This is a genomic window from Pseudomonas sp. 11/12A, assembly GCF_000800055.1.
In the GTDB taxonomy this organism is placed as follows: domain Bacteria; phylum Pseudomonadota; class Gammaproteobacteria; order Pseudomonadales; family Pseudomonadaceae; genus Aquipseudomonas; species Aquipseudomonas mohnii.
In genome coordinates this window covers 2,643,010-2,661,604 of record NZ_JUGV01000001.1, presented here as the reverse complement: position 1 = coordinate 2,661,604, position 18,595 = coordinate 2,643,010, and the positions used below count along the sequence as shown (strand labels likewise).

The following is an 18,595-nucleotide window of genomic DNA, read 5'->3' as shown; positions in this document are numbered from 1 at the left end:
AACATGCCTCGTTTGCGTATGCCTCTAACCTTGCTGATGGGGGCGCTGGCACTGAGCAGTAGCCTGGCCATGGCGGCCAGTGCCGACCCGGCGCAGCCCAATATCCTGCTGATTGTCGCCGACGATCTGGGCTATTCCGACCTGGGCAGCTATGGCGGTGAAATCAGCACGCCAACGCTGGATACACTGGCCCGTGAAGGCATGCAGTTCACCGGCATGTACGCCGCACCCACCTGTTCGATCACACGCTCCATGCTGATGTCCGGCACCGACAACCACCTCGCCGGACTAGGCACCATGGCCGAGGCGTTGCAGCCCTTTCAGCGGGGCAAGCCTGGTTATGAGGGCTACCTGAATCGACGTTCCTACTCGATTGCCGAGTTGTTGAAAGAGGGCGGTTACAACACGCTCATGGTCGGGAAATGGCACTTGGGCCTGGAAGCTGATCAAGGACCGGATCAGCGTGGATTCGAGCAGTCGTTCACGCTGCTCGAAGGCGGTGCCCCACACTTCAAACCCTCGAGTGTCGAGCCGACAAAAATCGAGCAGGTGCACTACCGCGAGAACGGCAAGGCCGTGGAGTTACCGGATGATTTCTACTCCACGGATTTCTACACCGACAAGCTGATCAGCTATCTGCAAAACAACAAGAAGGACGGCAAGCCGTTTTTTGCCTACGCCGCCTACACCGCTCCGCACTGGCCCCTGCAAGCACCCCGGGAATATCTGGATAAATACAAAGGGCGATTCGATCAGGGCTACGACAGCGTGCGTCTGGCGCGCATCGAGCGGATGAAAAGCCTTGGCCTCATGGCCAGCGATGCGCAGCCGGCGAATCCGCTCCTGGTCAATCCAAGACTGCCGGGCTGGCAGCAGCTGAGCCCGGAACAACAACGTGTCGAGGCGCGGAAGATGGAAATCTACGCCGCCATGGTCGACAACCTCGACCATAACATCGGCCGGTTGCTGGATTACCTGCGAAAGAGCGGCCAGTACGACAACACCCTGATCGTGTTCATGTCGGACAACGGTGCGGCAGGGGAGAACCACGCCCAGTTCTATCCCCCTGGCGCGAGCACCGACAATAGCTATGCCAACCTCGGCCGCAAGGGATCACAGATCGACTACGGCCTGCGTTGGGCCGAGGTCAGCGCGGCACCGTTCCACCTGTTCAAAGGCACCACCGCAGAAGGCGGCATCAGTGTGCCGGCGATCATCCAGATGCCCAAGGCACTGCGTCGTCAGGGGCTGGAGCGCGGTATTGCACGGGTGGATGACCTGGCGCCGACCTTCTTGGACCTGGCGGGTATTCCCGTGCCGAGCGAGGCGCCAACGGACACGAGCAAACACCCGATCACCGGTCGGTCCATGCTGCCGATGCTCGCCGGCAAAGCAAGCCCGCACGGTAACGACAGCCTGGCCGGGGAGCTGTTCGGTAATGCCTATTATCGCGAGGGCAACCTCAAGCTGCTGGGCATGCGCCCCCAGGCGGGCTTTGGTGACAATGCGCAGCCGCTGCAATGGCAATTGTTCGATGTGGCGCAGGACCGGGGTGAAACCACCGACCTGGCCGCCAGCCAGCCGGAAACGGTGCAGCGACTCAAGGAGGCGTGGATGAAATATGCCGCGCAGGTGGGCGTCGTGTTTGCGCCGCATTAGGACGTCGGCAGGGCGGGAAGCTGGAGGTTGATCTGCCCGCCCGGGAACGATCAATGCAATCCGCATTGTCTTCGTGAAATTTATGGTGTATTTTTTCATGAAATTATAAGAAATTAATTTCATGAGGCCCGTATGTTTCAGCAGTCCACCCAGCATGTCGCGAGCTACTACGCCTACAGTTGCGCCAATCGCCTGACCACTCGACCTGCGCTGGTGGGAGACCATGACACTGAAATCGTGATCATCGGCGCTGGCTTCAGCGGGCTGCACACGGCGCTGCGTCTGGCGTTGGCCGGCAAACGGGTGACGCTGCTGGAAGCCAGCCGCGTGGCGTGGGCCGCCTCGGGGCGCAATGGCGGGCAGGCCATTCTCGGTTGGTCGTGTGACATGCCGCCGCTGGAAGCCGCGCTGGGTTATGAGCGTGCCCGGCGCCTGTGGGACGGCATGCGCTGGGCCTCCGGGGAGTTGCGTGAACTGCCCGGGCGTCATGGCTTCGACTGCGACTATCGGGCCGGGCACCTGTGGACTTCGGTCATGCCGCGCCGGGTCAGCCTGTTGACCGAATGGCAACGCGAAGCCAGTCACAAGTGGGGTCACGACGGCTTGCAGTTCATTCCCCGCGAGCAGTTGCCCGATTGGGTGGCCAGCGAGCGCTATCAGGCCGGCCTTTATGATCCCGAAGGCGCGCACCTCAATCCGTTGAAGCTGGCGCTGGGCCTGGCCGCCGCCATCGAGCGTGCCGGCGGCCGTATCCATGAACAAAGCAAGGCGTTGAACTATCGGGAAGAGGGCGGTCGGTTTCAGGTGAACACCGAACGTGGGGCGATCCGGGCCGATGTGCTGGTCCTGGCGTGCAACGCTTATCTGGATCGTCTCGACCCGAAGCTGGCCAGTTGTGTGTTGCCGGTCGGGACCTATCAGGTCGCCACCGCCCCCCTGACGCCCGAGAAAGCCACCTCGCTGCTGCCGACCAATGTGTGCGTCACCGATAACCAGTTCGTCCTCGATTACTTCCGCCGTACACCGGACAACCGCTTGCTGTTCGGCGGTGGCTGCACCTATCTGGGTGGCATGCCCAAGGACATCGCCAGGGCGACGCGACCATTCCTGGAGCGCGTGTTTCCACAGCTCAAAGGGGTCAAGGTGGAATTCGCCTGGGGCGGCCACATCGACCTCACCCTGAATCGCACACCGGATGTCGGGCGTCAGGGTAATCGCTACTGGCTACAGGGTTATTCCGGCCACGGCGTGCTGCCGACCCTGGCAGCGGCGCGCGCGGTGTCGGATGCGATTCTCGGCCAGGCGGATGAGTTGGCGTTGTATCAAGGTTTGAGTAATGGCAGCTTTCCCGGCGGCAAATACCTGGCGGCGCCGCTGGAGGCGATCGGCAAAGCCTGGTATCGACTGCGCGACAGCATTTGATGAGTCATTCAGCGGAATCCCGGTCATGAACAAGCAAGAAGAAATCGCCGCGCTGGCGATCCTGATTCACGATTTACGCAAGCACAAGAAGTTCACCCTGAAGGAGCTGGCAGACCGGATCGGTCGATCGGTGGGGTTTTTGTCTCAGGTCGAGCGCGGTTTGTCGCGGCCGACAGTGGCCGATCTGACGGCGATCAGTGAAACCCTCGGCGTGCCGACCACCTATTTCTATAGCTTGCCCAAACCCAAGGTCCTGCCGTGGGTGACCCGGCCGGACGAGCGCCGCACCGTGTATTACGCCAACGGGATTACCGACATCCTGGTATCGCCGAAGATGCGCGCTTCGTTCTCCATGCTCGAAAGCCATCTGGAAGCCGGCGCCAGCAGTGGTGACAGGCACCTGACCGACAGCTCGGAGCAGGGCGGCTACGTGCTCGAGGGCGAGTTGACGTTGTGGCTGGGCGACGACGACCCGGTCACGTTGCGCGCCGGCGACAGTTTTCAATTCGACAGCCACACCCGTTGCCGCTACGGCAACCTGACCGAGCAGCTGACGCGCGTGCTCTGGGTCTACACATGATCGCTACCCCAAGAACTTTCCAAGGAACAACCACGATGGATGCTGCCTGCTCTGATCTGCTCGCCGAAGTGCGTGCCTTTCGCCAACGCTACCCCGAGGTGCGTTATGTCGACCTGATTTCCCTGGACATTCCCGGGCACTTCTACGGCAAGCGTTATCCCGTAGAGATGCTGGAAAAAGTCGCGGCCGGCAGCGCGCTCAAGCTGCCGCAGAACTGCGTGTTGCTGGGCGTGCAGGGCGGGTTGTTCAAGATCGGTGACTACTGCTTCAACGACGGTGATCCGGACGCGCTGCGGCGCCTGGTCCCTGGCACGCTCAAACCGGTGACCTGGGAGGCACAGCCCCTGGGGCAGATGCTGATTACTTCCGACGGCACCGAAAAGCCGATCGTTTTCGAACCGCGCGAAGTGTTGGCGCAGGTGCTGGATCGACTGGCGCGCAAAGGCATTCATCCGGTGGTGGCCTTCGAGCTGGAGTTTTACCTGTTCGATAAAAAACTGCGTGACGGCTTGCCGCAATTCCCCCGCGATGACCTGACCGACGACGCCGACGATCAACCGAACATGCACATCGAGCGCCTGTCGCGCTTTGCGCCGGTGCTGGATGAGATGGTCGAGGCGACACGGGCCCAGGGCATCGATGCCACGGTGATTACGGCGGAACTGGGGCCGGGTCAGTTCGAGATCAATTTCGGGCATCTCGACGACGGTCTGCGAGCGGCCGACTGGGCCGCGCTGTTCTGTCGCAGTACCCGTGGCGTTGCGCTCAAGCATGGCTACCGCGCCAGCTTCATGGCCAAGCCTTACTTGCAGCACCCCGGCAGCGGCATGCATGTGCATGTCAGCCTGTACGATGCCGAGGGTAAAAACCTGCTGGCCGCCAACCAGCAGCAACCCCTGCGCCATGCCGTGGCCGGTTGCCTGGAGTTGCTGCCCCACAGCATGCCGATCTTCGCGCCGAACCAGAATGCCTATCGCCGCCTGGGCGGCACGACCAACGTGGCCACGCATGCGAGCTGGGGCTTTGAAGACCGCGATGCGTGCCTGCGCATTCCGGAGTCGGACGCGAAAAACCTGCGCATCGAATATCGCCTGGCCGGTGCCGATGCCAACCCTTATCTGGTGCTGGCGGCGATTCTGGTAGGGCTCGAGCATGGCCTGGAAGCAGGCAAGGAGCCGATCCCGCCACTCAACGAAGACCGCAACAGCGGCATCGATTTCCCGGTGGAAATGCTCGAGGCCGTGCGCGCGATGCAGCATCAGCCGCAACTGCGTGAAGGCTTGGGGGCGGAATTCGTCGATGTGTATTGCGAGAACAAACGTCAGGATCATCTGGCGTTCATGCAGGAAATCAGTGCCCGGGAATATCGCTGGTATCTGTGAAGCCTGGGTGTTGAGGTGGCATCCCGCTTCAACACCCACCGCCATCGCGCCTTGAATGGCAGTGCCTACGCGTCCCGCTCATGGGCGGCCGCCGCCAACTGCGCGGCGTCCACGCGAACGAAAATCGAGTCTCCGATCGCCGTGAGTACGTCCCCGGCGTAGACCTCGCAGATCACGCGACTCTTGCGTCCGACTTCACCTTCCACTTTCGCCCGCAGGGTCAGCGGAACGCCCATGGGGGTCGGTTTGATGAACTTGATGCCCAGGTTGCCCGTGACGCAATTGATGCGGGGCAGGCTGGCGACGTCGCGCTGTTCGGCGCGGTAGTGATAGGCCATTGCCGCCCAGTTTGAATGGCAATCCACCAGCATGGCGATCATTCCGCCGTAAACCAGATCGGGCCAGCCGCAATACTGCGCGTCGGGCAGATGCTCGGCCACGACATGCACGCCGTCCTCATGCCAGTAGCTTTTGATGTGCAGCCCGTGGGGATTGCTGCCGCCGCAACCATAACAAACGCCCTCGGGCGCAGCGGTGTCTTGCAGGGAGAGGTCGAGCCTGGACATACCTTGAGGATCCTCGAAAAGTGTGGGGCAAGCCTAGCGGATTTCCAGGTCGGACCGAAAGTGATGCGTGCGTTGTAACCTCAGGTGAATGCGCTGAAGCTATCCACAAATTGCGTGGGTATACCTGTGGATAACGCGCCAGGCAGCAGGAAACGTGGGGCTTGTAATGTGTTGGTCATTTATTGATCTTTTCCTGCGGAACGCGCTTCGTTGCCCATGACGGTCATCGGCTGACGAGGCTGGCGACGGGCTCGCCGGCGCGGGAGGGTCCTTCCATCAGCCCGTCACCTTCCCGTTCAAAGCACAAGACTTCCGGCCGAAAAGCCGGATAATGGCGGCCATTTCGTTTAGCTCGTCATTTTGGTAATCCCGCATGGAAATCAAGGTCAACTTTCTCGACAACCTTCGACTTGAAGCCAAGTTCGATGACTTCACTGTCGTGGCCGACCAACCTATTCGCTATAAGGGCGATGGCTCGGCGCCTGGTCCGTTCGATTACTTCTTGGCTTCTTCGGCTTTGTGCGCGGCTTATTTTGTGAAGCTGTATTGCGACACTCGCGGCATTCCCACGGAAAATATCCGCCTGTCGCAGAACAACATTGTTGACCCGGAAAACCGCTACAACCAGATTTTCAAGATCCAGGTCGAGTTGCCAGCCGATATCTCCGCCAAAGACCGCCAGGGCATTTTGCGTTCCATCGACCGTTGCACCGTGAAAAAAGTGGTGCAGACCGGGCCTGAGTTCGTGATCGAAGAAGTGGAAAACCTCGATGCCGATGCCCAGGCGTTGTTGATGCCTCATTCGGGGTCGCAAGAGGGCACCTATATTGCGGGCAAGGATCTGCCGCTGGAGCAGACCATCGCCAACATGTCGGGGATCCTGGCTGACCTGGGCATGAAGATCGAAATCGCATCGTGGCGCAACATCGTGCCCAATGTGTGGTCGCTGCACATTCGCGATGCGCACTCGCCAATGTGCTTTACCAATGGCAAGGGCGCGACCAAGGAAGGCGCGTTGGCGTCGGCGTTGGGCGAGTTTATCGAGCGACTCAATTGCAACTTCTTCTACAACGATCAGTTTTGGGGAGAAGACATCGCCAACGCGGCGTTCGTGCATTACCCGGATGAGCGCTGGTTCAAGCCTGGTCCCCAGGATGCGCTGCCGGCAGAAATACTCGACGAGTACTGCCTGGCGATTTACAACCCCGATGGCGAGTTGCGGGGCTCGCACCTGTACGACACCAACTCCGGCAATACACAGCGCGGTATCTGTTCGCTGCCGTTTGTGCGCCAGTCGGATGGCGAGGTGGTGTATTTCCCGTCCAACCTGATCGAGAACCTGTTCCTCAGCAATGGCATGAGTGCCGGTAACACCCTGGCCGAAGCCCAGGTGCAATGCCTGTCTGAAATCTTCGAGCGCGCGGTCAAGCGCGAAATTCTCGAAGGTGAAATGGCACTGCCGGATGTGCCGCAGCACGTGCTGGCAAAATACCCGAGCATTCTGGCCGGCATTCAAGGGCTGGAAGAGCAGGGCTTCCCGGTGCTGGTCAAGGATGCGTCGCTGGGAGGGGAGTTCCCGGTGATGTGCGTCACCTTGATGAACCCGCGTACCGGTGGCGTGTTTGCCTCGTTCGGCGCGCACCCAAGCTTTGAAGTGGCACTGGAACGCAGCCTCACCGAGTTGCTGCAGGGGCGCAGCTTTGAAGGTCTGAACGATCTCCCTCAGCCGACCTTTGAGGGGCAGGCCGTGACGGAGCCGAATAACTTCGTCGAGCACTTCATCGACTCCAGCGGTGTGGTGTCGTGGCGCTTCTTCAGTGCTAAGGCCGATTTCGAATTCGTTGAGTGGGACTTCTCCGGGCAAGGGGAAAATTCCAATGCCGAAGAAGCCGCCACCTTGTTCGGTATCCTTCAGGACATGGGCAAGGAAGTGTACATGGCGGTTTATGAGCACATCGGCGCCAAGGCCTGCCGCATTCTGGTGCCGGATTACTCGGAAATCTATCCGGTCGACGATCTGGTCTGGGACAACACCAACAAAGCGCTGACGTTCCGCGCCGACATTCTCAACCTGCACAACCTGAGCAAAGTCGGGCTCAGAACCCTGGCCAAGCGCCTGGAAGACAGCGAGCTGGACGACTACACCGACATCACCACCTTGATCGGCATCGAATTCGACGACAACACGCCGTGGGGCAAGTTGACGATCCTGGAGTTGAGGCTGCTCATTTACCTGGCCTTGCAGAAGTTTGAACAGGCGAAGGATCTGGTGGAAGCCTTCCTGCAGTACAACGACAACACCGTCGAGCGCGGCCTGTTCTATCAAGCCGTGAACGTGGTGCTGGAAATGCAGTTGGACGACGATCTGGAACTGGCCGACTACGAAGTCAATTTCCGCCGGATGTTCGGCAATGAGCGCATGGACGCTGCGATCGGCTCGGTGGACGGCAGTGTGCGCTTCTACGGCCTGACCCCGACGAGCATGAAGCTGGAAGGGCTCGATCGACATTTGCGTTTGATCGAAAGCTATAAAAAACTGCACACGGCGCGGGCCAGTGTGACGATTGCCTGACGCCACTCAGTCAAGGGATTGAACGAATGAAATCATTCAGCATTCGCGAGCTTGAAAGTACGGATACCGAAGCCTTGCTGGCCTTTGAACGCCATAATCGCGCCTGGTTTGAATCTCATATTGACGCGCGCGATCCTGCGTTTTATTCATTGCCGGGTGTCGCCGAGCACATTGCGGGCTATTTGTCCGATTTTGCTATCGGTGCCTGGCATCCGTTCGTTATCGAAGATTGCAGTGGGAACATAGTGGGGCGAGCCAATCTGAAAGACATTGGTTCGCCGCCAGGTTCTGCGCAAGTGGGCTACCGGATTGATCAAGGCGTGTGCGGGCAGGGACTGGCCACACTGGCGCTCAGGCACCTGATCCAGGCGGCACGGACCCGTTGGCGACTGACCCAATTGGTTGCCTGTGTATACGAGACAAATGTCGGCTCAAGAAAAGTGCTGGAACGGTGCGGATTCCTGCCCGAGCAACCCTCTTGCACCGACGAGACCGGGGGCGAACGCCGATTCGTCCTGTCGATCCAGTGAGCCGGCCCCGGCCACGGCCAAAACAAAGCACAGGGATACAAGTACGGCGCAGTCGGGCACTCCATAGTTGAAGGGTAGTTTTTCATTCAATAATGGAGCGACTCCCATGCCTACCGCATCCGCCGTGCCCGGCAAGACCCTGCTGAACCCTGACGATCACACCCTCATCATGATCGATCATCAGTCGCAAATGTCCTTTGCGACCAAGTCCATCGACGCTGTGAATCTGCGCAACAACGCTGCCCTGGTGGCCAAGGCGGCGAAAGAGTTCGGGGTCGCGACCATCCTGACCACGGTCGCAGAGAAAAGCTTTTCCGGACCCATCTTCGATGAAATCAAATCGGTCTTTCCCGAGCTGCCCGTCATCGACCGCACCAGCATGAACACCTGGGAAGATCCGCGCATTGCGGTGGAGGTGAACCGTCACGACAAGGCCAAGATCGTGCTGGCGGGCCTCTGGACATCCGTGTGCATCGTGGGCCCGGCGCTCTCTGCCCTGGATCAGGGTTTCGAGGTGTATTTCATTGCGGACGCTTGCGGTGATGTGTCGGTCGAGGCCCATGAAATGGCCATTCAGCGCATGATCCAGCTTGGCGCGCGCCCGATGACTTCCCTGCAATACCTGCTCGAGTTGCAACGTGACTGGGCTCGTACCGACACCTACGATGCCACGGTGAAAACTTCCATCGCCAATGGTGGCGCCTATGGTTTGGGACTGATCTATGCCAAAACCATGTTCAATGCGTCCGAAGGCCACTGATCGCCTGGCGTTACCGAACAGGTGAAGGGCAGCGGTGCTCCCCGACACACCTGAACGCTGGTTAAGGCGCCCCTTGATTGGGGCGTTTCCATTTATATCGAACGCTTTATCCCCCCCCGGGGGAGCGGGGCGCGCCCCCATTTCATGACGTTGATTTGATTCCACGCTCGAACCGGTTAATATACGGTTCATATGCATTTCATATAGTGGAAGTCATGGGAATCGTCAAAATTTCAGAAAACATGCATGAGAACCTGCGCGTCGCCAGCGACGCGCTGAGTCGCTCGATCAATGCGCAAGCCGAACACTGGATGCGCATTGGGATGCTCGCGGAATTACATCCAAACCTCGATCACAGCGATATTTGCCGCTTGCTGATTCGTGCCGAATCGGCGGGCGGACTGGATCTGAAACAGCTCTGCGCTGTCGCGGATATCGCTCAAGGCTCCCAGCCCCATGCAAGCTCAGGAGCCAGTCAATGAAGGCGAACGTCAGGATCAACAGCCTCGCGGAAATCGCCCAGTCGCGCGCTGCAGGCACGCTGGCCGCCGAAGTGCTGGCCATGATCACTCCCCATGTGAAAGCCGGGGTCACCACCAACGAACTCGATCGGCTCTGTCACGACCACATCGTCAACGTGCAGAAAGCCATCCCGGGCAACATTGGCTATCACGGTTTCCCGAAGACCGTGTGCGCATCCGTCAACGAAGTGGTCTGCCATGGCATCCCTTCGAACAGGACGTTGAAGGATGGCGACATCGTGAACATCGATATCGCTGTCATCAAGGATGGCTGGTATGGCGATACCAGCCGCATGTACTTCGTTGGCGAGCCCAGTGCGCAGGCTCGGCATTTGGTCAAGACAACCTATGAAGCCATGTGTGCCGGCATAAGACTCGTCCGCCCCGGTGCCACGTTGGGCGACATTGGTCATGCCATCCAGGCGGTCGCGGAAAGGGATGGGTTCAGCGTTGTGCGCGAATACTGCGGCCATGGTATCGGCAAGATCTACCACGACGAGCCGCAGGTCCTGCATTACGGTTATCCGGGCCAGGGCCTGAAATTGAAAGCCGGAATGATTTTCACCATTGAGCCCATGCTCAATGCGGGCAAACGTCATGTGAAAACCCTGGCGGATGGCTGGACGGTGGTCACCAAGGATCAATCGCTATCGGCCCAGTGGGAGCACATGGTGGCCGTCACTGACGAGGGTTTTCAGATTTTGACTCCCTGGCCCGATCGTAGCGACGAATATCCCGCCATCGGGCAGTAGCCGTTCAGGTGCACGGAAGACAGGATCTGTCTTCCGTGCATGGCGCTAGTGACTGCAACGGTGACTGGTCGGGCGGCACTGACGCAGAGACGAAAAGACAGCGAGTAAAGAGTTCCGGGTATTAATCGACAACTTTCGGCGAGCAATTTGTTGTCTGTCCCATTGTTGGCGTCAAAGCAAATAAAACCATTGAAAAAAATCTCCATAAGCTATAAACAAAAAGCTCACTGGCATATTGCTAGCAAACAGTAAGTGAGCATTGCCAGTTTTTGGCTCAGGGAGCGCTGATGAGTGTTCGTCAATTGACCGACTCCCCGCGGCAATCGAACGACTGCGACGTTGTCGCATCTCAACCAAAAGGGACGTCGGGTACTGTCGGCATGGCTTACGCTGGCAACGAGAACATGATCCAGCAAATGCTGGACTCAGCGCGCAACTGGGCCCACACCTCCGCGTGGGCGGTTTACCGCGCCGGTGAACAATTGCATCGGGTCGGTCAGGGCGACGCCTGGATTCAGTGGCCGTCCAGCATCCCGAACGAAGAGTTCGACGCCTTCTGCCGGACCCGGCGATTGCACCGCTGGCCCACCGGCAAGGGCGAAAGTGAATTGGGTTGGCTACTCGCGCCGGTCAGCGAGGCCGCAGACCCGGCGCTCGCCGACTTTGCCCAGCGGCTGGGCATTCAGGTCCAGACCAATACCCTTGCCCGTGCGCAGATCACTCAGCGAGTGCTGTATGAGATCACCTACCTGGCCAGTTCGACCCGCGACCGCTCAGTGTTTCTGGTGGGGGTTCACCGGCTGCTGGCCAGCCTGATCGATGCCGAGAACTTCTATCTTGCGTTGTATGACCCCCATAGCGGCAAGATCGACTACCCGTATTACGTCGACATCATCGACGTCGATGCCCTGGAGTCCGAAAACTACGAATACCTTGACCCTTCGCACCTGTCGTTGACCGGGCAGGTATTGACCACTGCCCAGCCATTGCTGATCGACGCCGCCGGTATCCTCGCGGCTGAAGCCGAAGGCCGTTTCTACTGTGTGGGTGACCGTCCCGAGTTCTGGATGGGCGCACCGTTGAAAAATGCCTCGGATGACGTGTTCGGCATGCTCGCGATGCAGGTCTACGACGTTTCTCGTATCTACAGCGCTGAAGACCGCGCGCTGTTCCTTGTGGTAGCCCGACACGTCGCCATGGCCCTGGACCGGATTCTGCACCGCGAGGACCTGGAAGAAACGGTGATGCGTCGCACCCTGGAGCTTTCGGCACTCAACGAAGCCTTGACGCAGGAAGTGGCGGATCGAGAGCGCGCCGAACACCTGCAGAGCGCATTGTTCCAGATCGCGGAGCTATCGAGTCAGCCGGGCGACATGGCTGAGTTGTTTCAAACCTTGCATGGCATCGTCGGTGATTTGCTGTTCGCGCAAAACTTCTACATCGCGCTGTTCGACGACGCGACCAGTGAAGTGACCTTTCCCTATTACGTCGATGAGCGGCAGACGACCCGCCCGGCAGCGCGACGTGGGTGCCGGGGCTTGACTGAATACGTTATTCGTCAGCGCCGACCTTGCCTGATTGACTCTGACAAAGCCGAGCGACTGGCGGCCGAAGGTGAAATAGAACTGGCCGACGAGTCCGTCCGATCCCACTCCTGGCTGGGCATTCCCTTGTTCGATGGCGACGTGGTGCGTGGCGTGCTGGCGGTGCAAAGCTACACCTCGCAGGTGCGCTATACCCTGCGGGATCAGGATCTGCTGACGTTCGTGTCGCGGCACATTGATACGGCGTTGTCGCGGCGCACGGCTGCCGAAGCGATCCACGCCGCCAACCTCAAGCTGGAAGCGCGGGTGCAGAACCGCACCCGCGAACTCGATCACGCCAATGCCAAGTTGCAACACGAAAACTCCCACGATGCGCTGACCGGGCTACCGAATCGCACTTACCTGCAACAGCGCCTCAATTCGGCCTGGTCGCAGTTCGGCAGGGAAGGCGGGCATCTGGCGGTCATGTTCATCGACCTGGACCGTTTCAAGATGGTCAACGACAGCCTCGGCCACCATTTTGGCGACCTGCTGTTGATGCAGGCCGCCCATCGTCTGCGCGGATGCCTGCGCGACGCCGACATGCTGGCGCGCCTGGGGGGCGATGAGTTTTCGGTCCTCGCTCCCGAAGCGCCGCTGGACGTGGTGATCGAAATCGCCGAACGGATCCTCGTGGCGTTTGACCTGCCGTTTTTCATCAATGGCTACGAAGTATTTTCGTCCTGCAGTATCGGCATTGTCAGTGCCGACAGTCAGTTCCATCACGAACCGGCGGATTTGCTGCGTGATGCCGACGCGGCGATGTACCGGGTCAAGAGCGCCGGGCGCGACAGTTACGCGGTGTTCAACCAGGAAGTGCGCCGGGAAGTCTCGGACCAGGTGGAGCGCGAAGGGGCCTTGCGCAACGCGCTCAAGCGTACGGACGAATTGCTGCCGTATTTCCAGCCGATCGTCAGCGTTGAAAGCGGCGAATTGCTGGCCCTTGAGGCACTGGTCCGCTGGCATCAACCGGGCGGCCGGGTGATCGCGCCGGGCGAGTTCCTGCCGGATGTCGAGGGTTTGCGCCTGATCGGCCGGCTGGATCTTTACATGCTCACCAGCGTTGCAATGATCCTCGCACAACCCGAGCACGCCAATTGGCCTGCGGTGCACGTCAATTGCTCCAGCTACAGCATGACGCGCCCGGACTTCGCCAATGAAGTGTTGGCGCTGCTGGCGCGACACGGGGTCGAACCGTCACGCATTTGCCTGGAGTTGACCGAAGGTGCGCTGGTCGCCGAGCCAGCGATTGCCCGGCTGACCATGCAGCAATTGGCCGACAACGGTATGTCGGTGATGCTCGATGACTTCGGCGCCGGGTTCTCTTCCCTGAGCTATGTGCATCAATACCGTTTCAGCGGCTTGAAGATCGACAAGTCGTTCATCCTCGAACTGACCACCAGCGCCCGCAGTCGCGCGATCGTCCGGGCGATCGTGCGGATGGCCGAATCGCTCGACCTCAGCGTGGTGGCCGAAGGTGTCGAGGATCAAGCGACGCTGGACTTGCTGCGCGAAATGGGCGCAGGGCAGGCCCAGGGATATCATTTTGCCAAGCCAATGGGACTGGAGGCGTTGCTGGCCAGTTCGCTGATCGGTCACTAAGGCTTGTCGGCGTTTTGCATCTGGAGAAACCGCGATTCAGAGCGGTAGAAGCGTTTTTTAAGGGGCATTGCAACGTGGGCACCGTCCTCTGTAGGAGCGAGCCTGCTCGCGATGAGCTGGAGAACACCGCGGGGCGTCAGGTTCCCCCGCGTTATCGTTCACGACCATCGCCAGCAAGCTGGCTCCTACAAGTATTGCATTAGCTTTGTATCCCGGGATTCCGTGAAGAACCTATTTTTTTTACTGCCGCGCCACTACTTTCTGCATTGCGCCAACACCACTTGGCAGGTGTCCGGCGTGCCACCGGACCGCCCGGCATAGCGTATGCAATTGTCCAGGGATTTTTTGCGAGCCATGTTCAAGGTGTCGCCCCATGCCAGACCGCCTTCACCGGAAGTGGGCAGCGCTTTTGCGTAACAGTTCGAGCCGGTGCTCGACGTGGAATAGCGAGCCTTGGCGGCTTTGCCTGAACATCCCGCTGTCAGCACCAGGTTGAGGGCGAGCAACGAGGGCAAGACCCATGACCAGCCTTGTCGTGTGGTGTTTGTGGTCATCCCGTTGCCCCCCGTATCAAACGGCTCAAAGCGTGATTGCGATCATACTGCACTCGGGCTGGACGGTGTTGCGCCTGACCTGGTTGACCTGCCGGGGGAAGGGACGGACGGGGGCAAACCATGGCCCTGGTCGCCGGGATTTGAAATCCAGGGCGTTGCTCGACAGAATTGCGTCCCGATCCGGCCTGCGGTGCTGGACGTTCGTAGTGAAAAGGGGCTGCAGTTGAACCAACAGACATTGTCCATGCGCCTGGAGCGTGTGGCGGCGCATGTGCCAGCCGATGCACGCCTGGCCGATATCGGCTCGGATCACGCCTACTTGCCGGTGGCCTTAATGCGTCGTGGCGCCATCGCGGCGGCGGTGGCCGGCGAGGTGGCATTGACGCCACTGCGCTCGGCCGAACGCACCGTGCGAGAGAACGGCCTGGAAAAGTGGATCACCGTGCGCCTGGCCAATGGCCTGGCGGCGATCGAGCCGGGAGACGGCATCACGGCGATCAGCCTCTGTGGCATGGGTGGCGAGACGATCCGCGACATCCTCGACAGCGGCAAGGCGCGCCTGAGCGGCCGGGAACGCTTGATCCTGCAGCCCAACGGCGGCGAGCAGCCGCTGCGTCAATGGTTGATGGACAATGGCTACCGAATCCTCTGCGAGGAAGTGCTGCGGGAAAACCGCTTTGACTACGAAATCATCGTCGCCGAGCGCGACGGACCGGTGACCTATACCGCCGAGGAGCTGTACTTCGGCCCGCTGCAGATGCAGGCACGCAGCCCGGCGTTCCTGACCAAGTGGCAGCGCCTGCTGCGCCATAAACAGCAGACCCTGACCCACTTCGCCCGGGCGCGACAGGCAGTGCCCGAAGAGAAGGCCGAGGAAATCGCCCGGCAGGCCCGGTGGATCACTGAGCTGCTGAATTGAGCCCGGCCCATGGTGCCCACAAAAAGTCACCAAGCGGACTTGAGCAGTTGGGCGGAAATTAGCTGGCCAACATGACGCGGCGCCGTGGTTGTCTGCTGCCTTACCTGCAATTCACACGCTCCGTTCAGACGCACCCCACCGGGTTTGATCCCGTTCAACCGGGGTTAGAGTCTGACCGGATGCTCGAGTTTATTCTCAAACTGAACTGCAATCCGGCGGTCATTCGGCCAATAAATTCAAGCTCGGACAGACCAGGCGTACCATCTTGTCCGCCTTGCGCCGATAGTTCATGTTTTCGTCCGAGGTCCAGACGTAAGCCTTCAACCAGATCGTCATGTTCAGGTATTGAAACCGGATGCAACTTTCACCATCGAGTTTTTTCAGCGTTCGCTTGACCTTCCGCTCACGCTCGAACACGGTGGCAACCAGGCCGACCCGATAGTCCAGTGCATTGTCCTGCAGGGCTTTGACGGACCGGAAATCCGCGTCGGAGAATCGGTAGTAGTGACCTCGTTCAAGTTCGAGTTCGGTTTTGATCTCGTCATTCTCGTGACTGTACGGATGACTGTGATAGTCCCCCAGATAGCAAACTTCCGGGAAAAACGTATCAATGAAGCCTTGTTTCAGGTCCTGAGCCTCATCGGTATAAATGACGGAGTTCTGATCTCTTTCAACGGCGGTGGAAGTGTCTGCCAATACCACTCGGTACATCATCTGGGTGCCGATGGTTCGCTGACAGTACCCCCACAAATGCCCGAACGTTTCGACTTCCGCCGCCGAGTCGCCGTTGGTTAAGACATGTTCCAGTTTGTAGGCTTCCAGTGCTGACGTGACGATGCTGAAAAACGCTTGTTCGGATATTGAAACAACGGAGTCAATCATGACGTTCCTTAGTCATTCAGAAGGTGCATTGCGACAGGAATCTATAGAAGAATGAAGAGGTTGTCAGTTGAATAGTGGCGAAATGATTCCTGTGAGTTCAGGCCCCGGAGTGGCATGAGCTTCAACTGACATGGCCGGCATGTCCTTTAGCCGACATCTGCTGGCTTGTTAGCGTTAGTCGGTAATCCGTCAGCGGGTTAGAGTTGTCGATACCTTCCTGGCAAAACCGGATGATCCTGATGACGCGCCCGCGCTTTTTACCCGACAACTTCACCCTGACCCTGATCGGCGTGGTCCTGCTCGCCAGCTTGCTGCCTGCCAGTGGCCAGGTGGCGGTAGGCTTTGGCTGGCTGACCAACATCGCCATTGCCCTGCTGTTTTTTCTGCATGGCGCCAAATTGTCCCGCGAATCGATCATCGCCGGTGCCGGCCACTGGCGTTTGCATTTGCTGGTGTTCAGCCTGACCTTCGTGCTGTTTCCGCTGCTTGGCCTGGCGCTCAAGCCTGTGTTGTCGCCGTTGATCGGTGATGACCTGTACATGGGCATGCTCTACCTCTGCGCGCTGCCTGCCACGGTGCAGTCGGCGATTGCCTTCACTTCCCTGGCACGCGGCAACATTCCGGCGGCGATCTGCAGCGCGGCGGCGTCCAGCCTGTTCGGGATTTTCCTCACGCCATTGCTGGTGACGTTGCTGTTGAACGTGCACGGCGACGGTGGTTCGACCCTCGATGCAATTGTGAAAATCAGCGTGCAACTGTTGCTGCCGTTCGTGGCCGGGCAGATCGCACGACGCTGGATCGGCGCCTGGGTCGGGCGCAACAAGAGTTGGCTGAAGTTCGTCGATCAGGGCTCAATTCTTCTGGTGGTCTACGGGGCGTTCAGTGAGGCGGTAAACGAGGGCATCTGGCACCAGATTCCGCTACGGGACCTGGCCGGGCTGGTGGTGGCTTGCTGCGTGGTGCTGGGGCTGGTGTTGGTGGCGTCGACCGTGCTGGGCAAGGCCTTTGGCTTTAGTCAGGAGGACCGCATCACCATTCTGTTCTGCGGCTCGAAGAAAAGCCTGGCGACCGGGGTGCCAATGGCCCAGGTGTTGTTCGCTGGCAGCACCATTGGCGTGTTGATCCTGCCCCTGATGTTGTTCCACCAGATTCAACTGATGGTCTGTGCGGTCCTGGCGCAGCGCTACGCCAATCGCCAGGAGTCGGTGGCCGAACTGATGGGGCAGGTCGATCCTTGATGCTCAAGGGCCGGGATCTGAACCCCGGCTCAGACACACAGCTTCGATGCACCCGGTGTCCGCGCGGCACCGCTGCGCACTTCCCTGGCGGTGCAGCCGAAATGCTGGCGAAAGCTTCGGGTGAATTGCGCCTGATCACTGAACCCCCAACGCATGGCCAGTTCGCCGATCGACAGGTGGCAATTGGGGTCGTGCAGGCCTCGGTGGACCGCTTCGAGGCGGCGCAGACGAATCCATTCGCCGAGGCTGTAAGGCGTGCTGCTGAAGAGTTTGTGCAAATAGCGCACGGACAGGCCGCAAGCCTGCGCGATCACTTGGGGCGCCAGGTCCGGGTTGCCCAGTTGTTTGTCGACGTAATGTTCGATGCGTTGCAAATGCATGGCCGCCAGGTTCGAACTTTCACTGCTAAGCACTCGCTCATCGTCGCGCAAGGCCATTAACAAGGTTGAAAGTGCCTGCTCCAACAGCATGTGGCGGGCGGGTTCGTCACATTCGTCGAAGCGGGCGGCACACATCGCCAGTTGATCGACGAAAATCCGCCCGAGTGCGCGCTTGGCATCGAAGCAGAAGCGGGTGTAGCGCTCGGCCCCGCGCAGTTGCCCATGCAACGCACGTTCGGGGAGCTTGAACACCCAGAGGTCGTTGTCGCTGGCATAGTGAAAGCGGTAGGGGGCATCGCCACGTTCGAAGATGAATCCGCCAGGCTGGCAATGCAGGGCGCGGCCGTCCTGCTCGAAATGCACTTCGCTGCGACGCGGTACGGTGACCAGGTAGCAGGCTTCATGATCTTCACTGACCTGGGCCTTGCTGCGCGAATAGCCGAGCTGACTGGAGCGCAAGCGTGACAGGGTCAGCGGGGTGCTGCCGGTTTCCCAGATCTGCAGGCTGCCGCTGAAGGTGCTGCTGGGGGCAAACTCCAGGGACAATGGGAAATAGGCGCTGCCGATGGCCTGGGCCCAGAGCGGCTGGCGTTGACTGTCGGGCCAGGAGCGGGTGGAAAGTTTGTACGCCATGGCGGCCCTCGTATCTTTTTATTATGAGGACGGTGCCGAGGTAGAGAACCCTCGGCACCG

The 18,595-nt window shown here is 59.7% G+C and carries 16 protein-coding genes; 12 read left to right on the top strand and 4 right to left on the bottom strand.

Going from position 1 to position 18,595, the window contains the following annotated elements:
* The first annotated feature begins 3 nt into the window (after positions 1-3).
* The 4 genes from GQ39_RS12195 (at position 4) to GQ39_RS12180 (ending at position 5,043) form a co-directional block, all read left to right on the top strand.
* Positions 4-1,659 carry an arylsulfatase gene (locus tag GQ39_RS12195; protein WP_047530120.1) on the top strand — a complete coding sequence of 552 codons (1,656 nt, stop codon included), beginning with the start codon at positions 4-6 and terminating at the stop codon, positions 1,657-1,659.
* Between the two features lie 132 nt (positions 1,660-1,791).
* Entirely contained in the window at positions 1,792-3,081 is a 1,290-nt protein-coding gene (locus GQ39_RS12190) for an NAD(P)/FAD-dependent oxidoreductase (RefSeq protein WP_047530118.1), read from the top strand.
* Positions 3,082-3,106: 25 nt separating this feature from the next.
* Positions 3,107-3,661: a helix-turn-helix domain-containing protein gene (locus GQ39_RS12185; protein WP_047530116.1), complete on the top strand. Its 555-nt coding sequence runs from the start codon at positions 3,107-3,109 to the stop codon at positions 3,659-3,661.
* 35 nt (positions 3,662-3,696) lie between these two features.
* Positions 3,697-5,043 carry a glutamine synthetase family protein gene (locus GQ39_RS12180; RefSeq protein ID WP_047530114.1) on the top strand — a complete coding sequence of 449 codons (1,347 nt, stop codon included), beginning with the start codon at positions 3,697-3,699 and terminating at the stop codon, positions 5,041-5,043.
* Positions 5,044-5,108: 65 nt separating this feature from the next.
* On the opposite strand, the gene GQ39_RS12175 is transcribed toward GQ39_RS12180, so the two are convergent.
* The gene (locus GQ39_RS12175; protein WP_047530113.1) at positions 5,109-5,609 is read right to left on the bottom strand and encodes a PaaI family thioesterase; all 501 of its coding nucleotides are present in this window, start codon (positions 5,607-5,609) and stop codon (positions 5,109-5,111) included.
* Between the two features lie 373 nt (positions 5,610-5,982).
* On the opposite strand from GQ39_RS12175, the gene GQ39_RS12170 reads away from it, so the two are divergent.
* From GQ39_RS12170 to GQ39_RS12145, 6 genes are all read left to right on the top strand, one after another.
* On the top strand, positions 5,983-8,181 hold the full coding sequence (locus GQ39_RS12170; protein ID WP_047530111.1) for an OsmC domain/YcaO domain-containing protein: 2,199 nt from the start codon (positions 5,983-5,985) through the stop codon (positions 8,179-8,181).
* A 26-nt stretch (positions 8,182-8,207) separates the two neighbouring features.
* Positions 8,208-8,711, top strand: coding sequence for a GNAT family N-acetyltransferase (locus GQ39_RS12165; RefSeq protein ID WP_047530109.1), 504 nt, complete (start codon positions 8,208-8,210; stop codon positions 8,709-8,711).
* Positions 8,712-8,817: 106 nt separating this feature from the next.
* Complete coding sequence (locus tag GQ39_RS12160) at positions 8,818-9,471, top strand: hydrolase (RefSeq protein ID WP_047530107.1); 654 nt, start codon at positions 8,818-8,820, stop codon at positions 9,469-9,471.
* Between the two features lie 215 nt (positions 9,472-9,686).
* A complete protein-coding gene (locus GQ39_RS12155) occupies positions 9,687-9,953 on the top strand; it encodes a ParD-like family protein (protein ID WP_047530105.1) in 267 nt (88 codons plus the stop codon).
* Entirely contained in the window at positions 9,950-10,744 is a 795-nt protein-coding gene (map, locus tag GQ39_RS12150) for a type I methionyl aminopeptidase (RefSeq protein WP_047530104.1), read from the top strand. The genes GQ39_RS12155 and map overlap by 4 nt, the downstream gene beginning before the upstream one ends.
* Positions 10,745-11,031: 287 nt before the next feature.
* Positions 11,032-13,929 (top strand): sensor domain-containing phosphodiesterase, encoded by a 2,898-nt coding sequence (locus GQ39_RS12145; protein WP_047530102.1) that lies wholly within the window; start codon positions 11,032-11,034, stop codon positions 13,927-13,929.
* Between the two features lie 254 nt (positions 13,930-14,183).
* Here GQ39_RS12145 and GQ39_RS12140 read toward each other — a convergent pair whose 3' ends face one another.
* Positions 14,184-14,483, bottom strand: a complete 300-nt coding sequence (locus GQ39_RS12140) for a DUF4189 domain-containing protein (protein WP_047530100.1) — start codon at positions 14,481-14,483, stop codon at positions 14,184-14,186.
* Between the two features lie 223 nt (positions 14,484-14,706).
* Between GQ39_RS12140 and GQ39_RS12135 the strand changes: the two genes are divergently transcribed.
* A complete protein-coding gene (locus GQ39_RS12135; RefSeq protein WP_047538801.1) occupies positions 14,707-15,402 on the top strand; it encodes a tRNA (adenine(22)-N(1))-methyltransferase in 696 nt (231 codons plus the stop codon).
* 219 nt (positions 15,403-15,621) lie between these two features.
* Here the strand turns inward: GQ39_RS12135 and GQ39_RS12130 are convergent, their stop codons facing one another.
* Complete coding sequence (locus GQ39_RS12130) at positions 15,622-16,284, bottom strand: hypothetical protein (protein ID WP_047530098.1); 663 nt, start codon at positions 16,282-16,284, stop codon at positions 15,622-15,624.
* A gap of 239 nt (positions 16,285-16,523) precedes the next feature.
* Between GQ39_RS12130 and GQ39_RS12125 the strand changes: the two genes are divergently transcribed.
* Positions 16,524-17,522: a bile acid:sodium symporter family protein gene (locus GQ39_RS12125; protein ID WP_047538799.1), complete on the top strand. Its 999-nt coding sequence runs from the start codon at positions 16,524-16,526 to the stop codon at positions 17,520-17,522.
* A 29-nt stretch (positions 17,523-17,551) separates the two neighbouring features.
* On the opposite strand, the gene GQ39_RS12120 is transcribed toward GQ39_RS12125, so the two are convergent.
* On the bottom strand, positions 17,552-18,535 hold the full coding sequence (locus tag GQ39_RS12120; protein ID WP_047530096.1) for a helix-turn-helix domain-containing protein: 984 nt from the start codon (positions 18,533-18,535) through the stop codon (positions 17,552-17,554).
* Positions 18,536-18,595: the final 60 nt, after the last annotated feature.

Excerpts from the sequence above, each read along its gene's own strand:
- GQ39_RS12155 (WP_047530105.1), top strand. The coding sequence starts at position 9,687 with ATGGGAATCGTCAAAATTTCAGAAAACATGCATGAGAACCTGCGCGTC.
- GQ39_RS12165 (WP_047530109.1), top strand. The coding sequence starts at position 8,208 with ATGAAATCATTCAGCATTCGCGAGCTTGAAAGTACGGATACCGAAGCC.
- GQ39_RS12170 (WP_047530111.1), top strand. The coding sequence starts at position 5,983 with ATGGAAATCAAGGTCAACTTTCTCGACAACCTTCGACTTGAAGCCAAG.
- GQ39_RS12140 (WP_047530100.1), bottom strand. The coding sequence starts at position 14,483 with ATGACCACAAACACCACACGACAAGGCTGGTCATGGGTCTTGCCCTCG.
- GQ39_RS12130 (WP_047530098.1), bottom strand. The coding sequence starts at position 16,284 with ATGATTGACTCCGTTGTTTCAATATCCGAACAAGCGTTTTTCAGCATC.
- GQ39_RS12190 (WP_047530118.1), top strand. The coding sequence starts at position 1,792 with ATGTTTCAGCAGTCCACCCAGCATGTCGCGAGCTACTACGCCTACAGT.
- GQ39_RS12195 (WP_047530120.1), top strand. The coding sequence starts at position 4 with ATGCCTCGTTTGCGTATGCCTCTAACCTTGCTGATGGGGGCGCTGGCA.
- GQ39_RS12120 (WP_047530096.1), bottom strand. The coding sequence starts at position 18,535 with ATGGCGTACAAACTTTCCACCCGCTCCTGGCCCGACAGTCAACGCCAG.
- GQ39_RS12175 (WP_047530113.1), bottom strand. The coding sequence starts at position 5,609 with ATGTCCAGGCTCGACCTCTCCCTGCAAGACACCGCTGCGCCCGAGGGC.
- GQ39_RS12160 (WP_047530107.1), top strand. The coding sequence starts at position 8,818 with ATGCCTACCGCATCCGCCGTGCCCGGCAAGACCCTGCTGAACCCTGAC.
- GQ39_RS12125 (WP_047538799.1), top strand. The coding sequence starts at position 16,524 with ATGACGCGCCCGCGCTTTTTACCCGACAACTTCACCCTGACCCTGATC.
- GQ39_RS12180 (WP_047530114.1), top strand. The coding sequence starts at position 3,697 with ATGGATGCTGCCTGCTCTGATCTGCTCGCCGAAGTGCGTGCCTTTCGC.
- map (WP_047530104.1), top strand. The coding sequence starts at position 9,950 with ATGAAGGCGAACGTCAGGATCAACAGCCTCGCGGAAATCGCCCAGTCG.
- GQ39_RS12145 (WP_047530102.1), top strand. The coding sequence starts at position 11,032 with ATGAGTGTTCGTCAATTGACCGACTCCCCGCGGCAATCGAACGACTGC.
- GQ39_RS12185 (WP_047530116.1), top strand. The coding sequence starts at position 3,107 with ATGAACAAGCAAGAAGAAATCGCCGCGCTGGCGATCCTGATTCACGAT.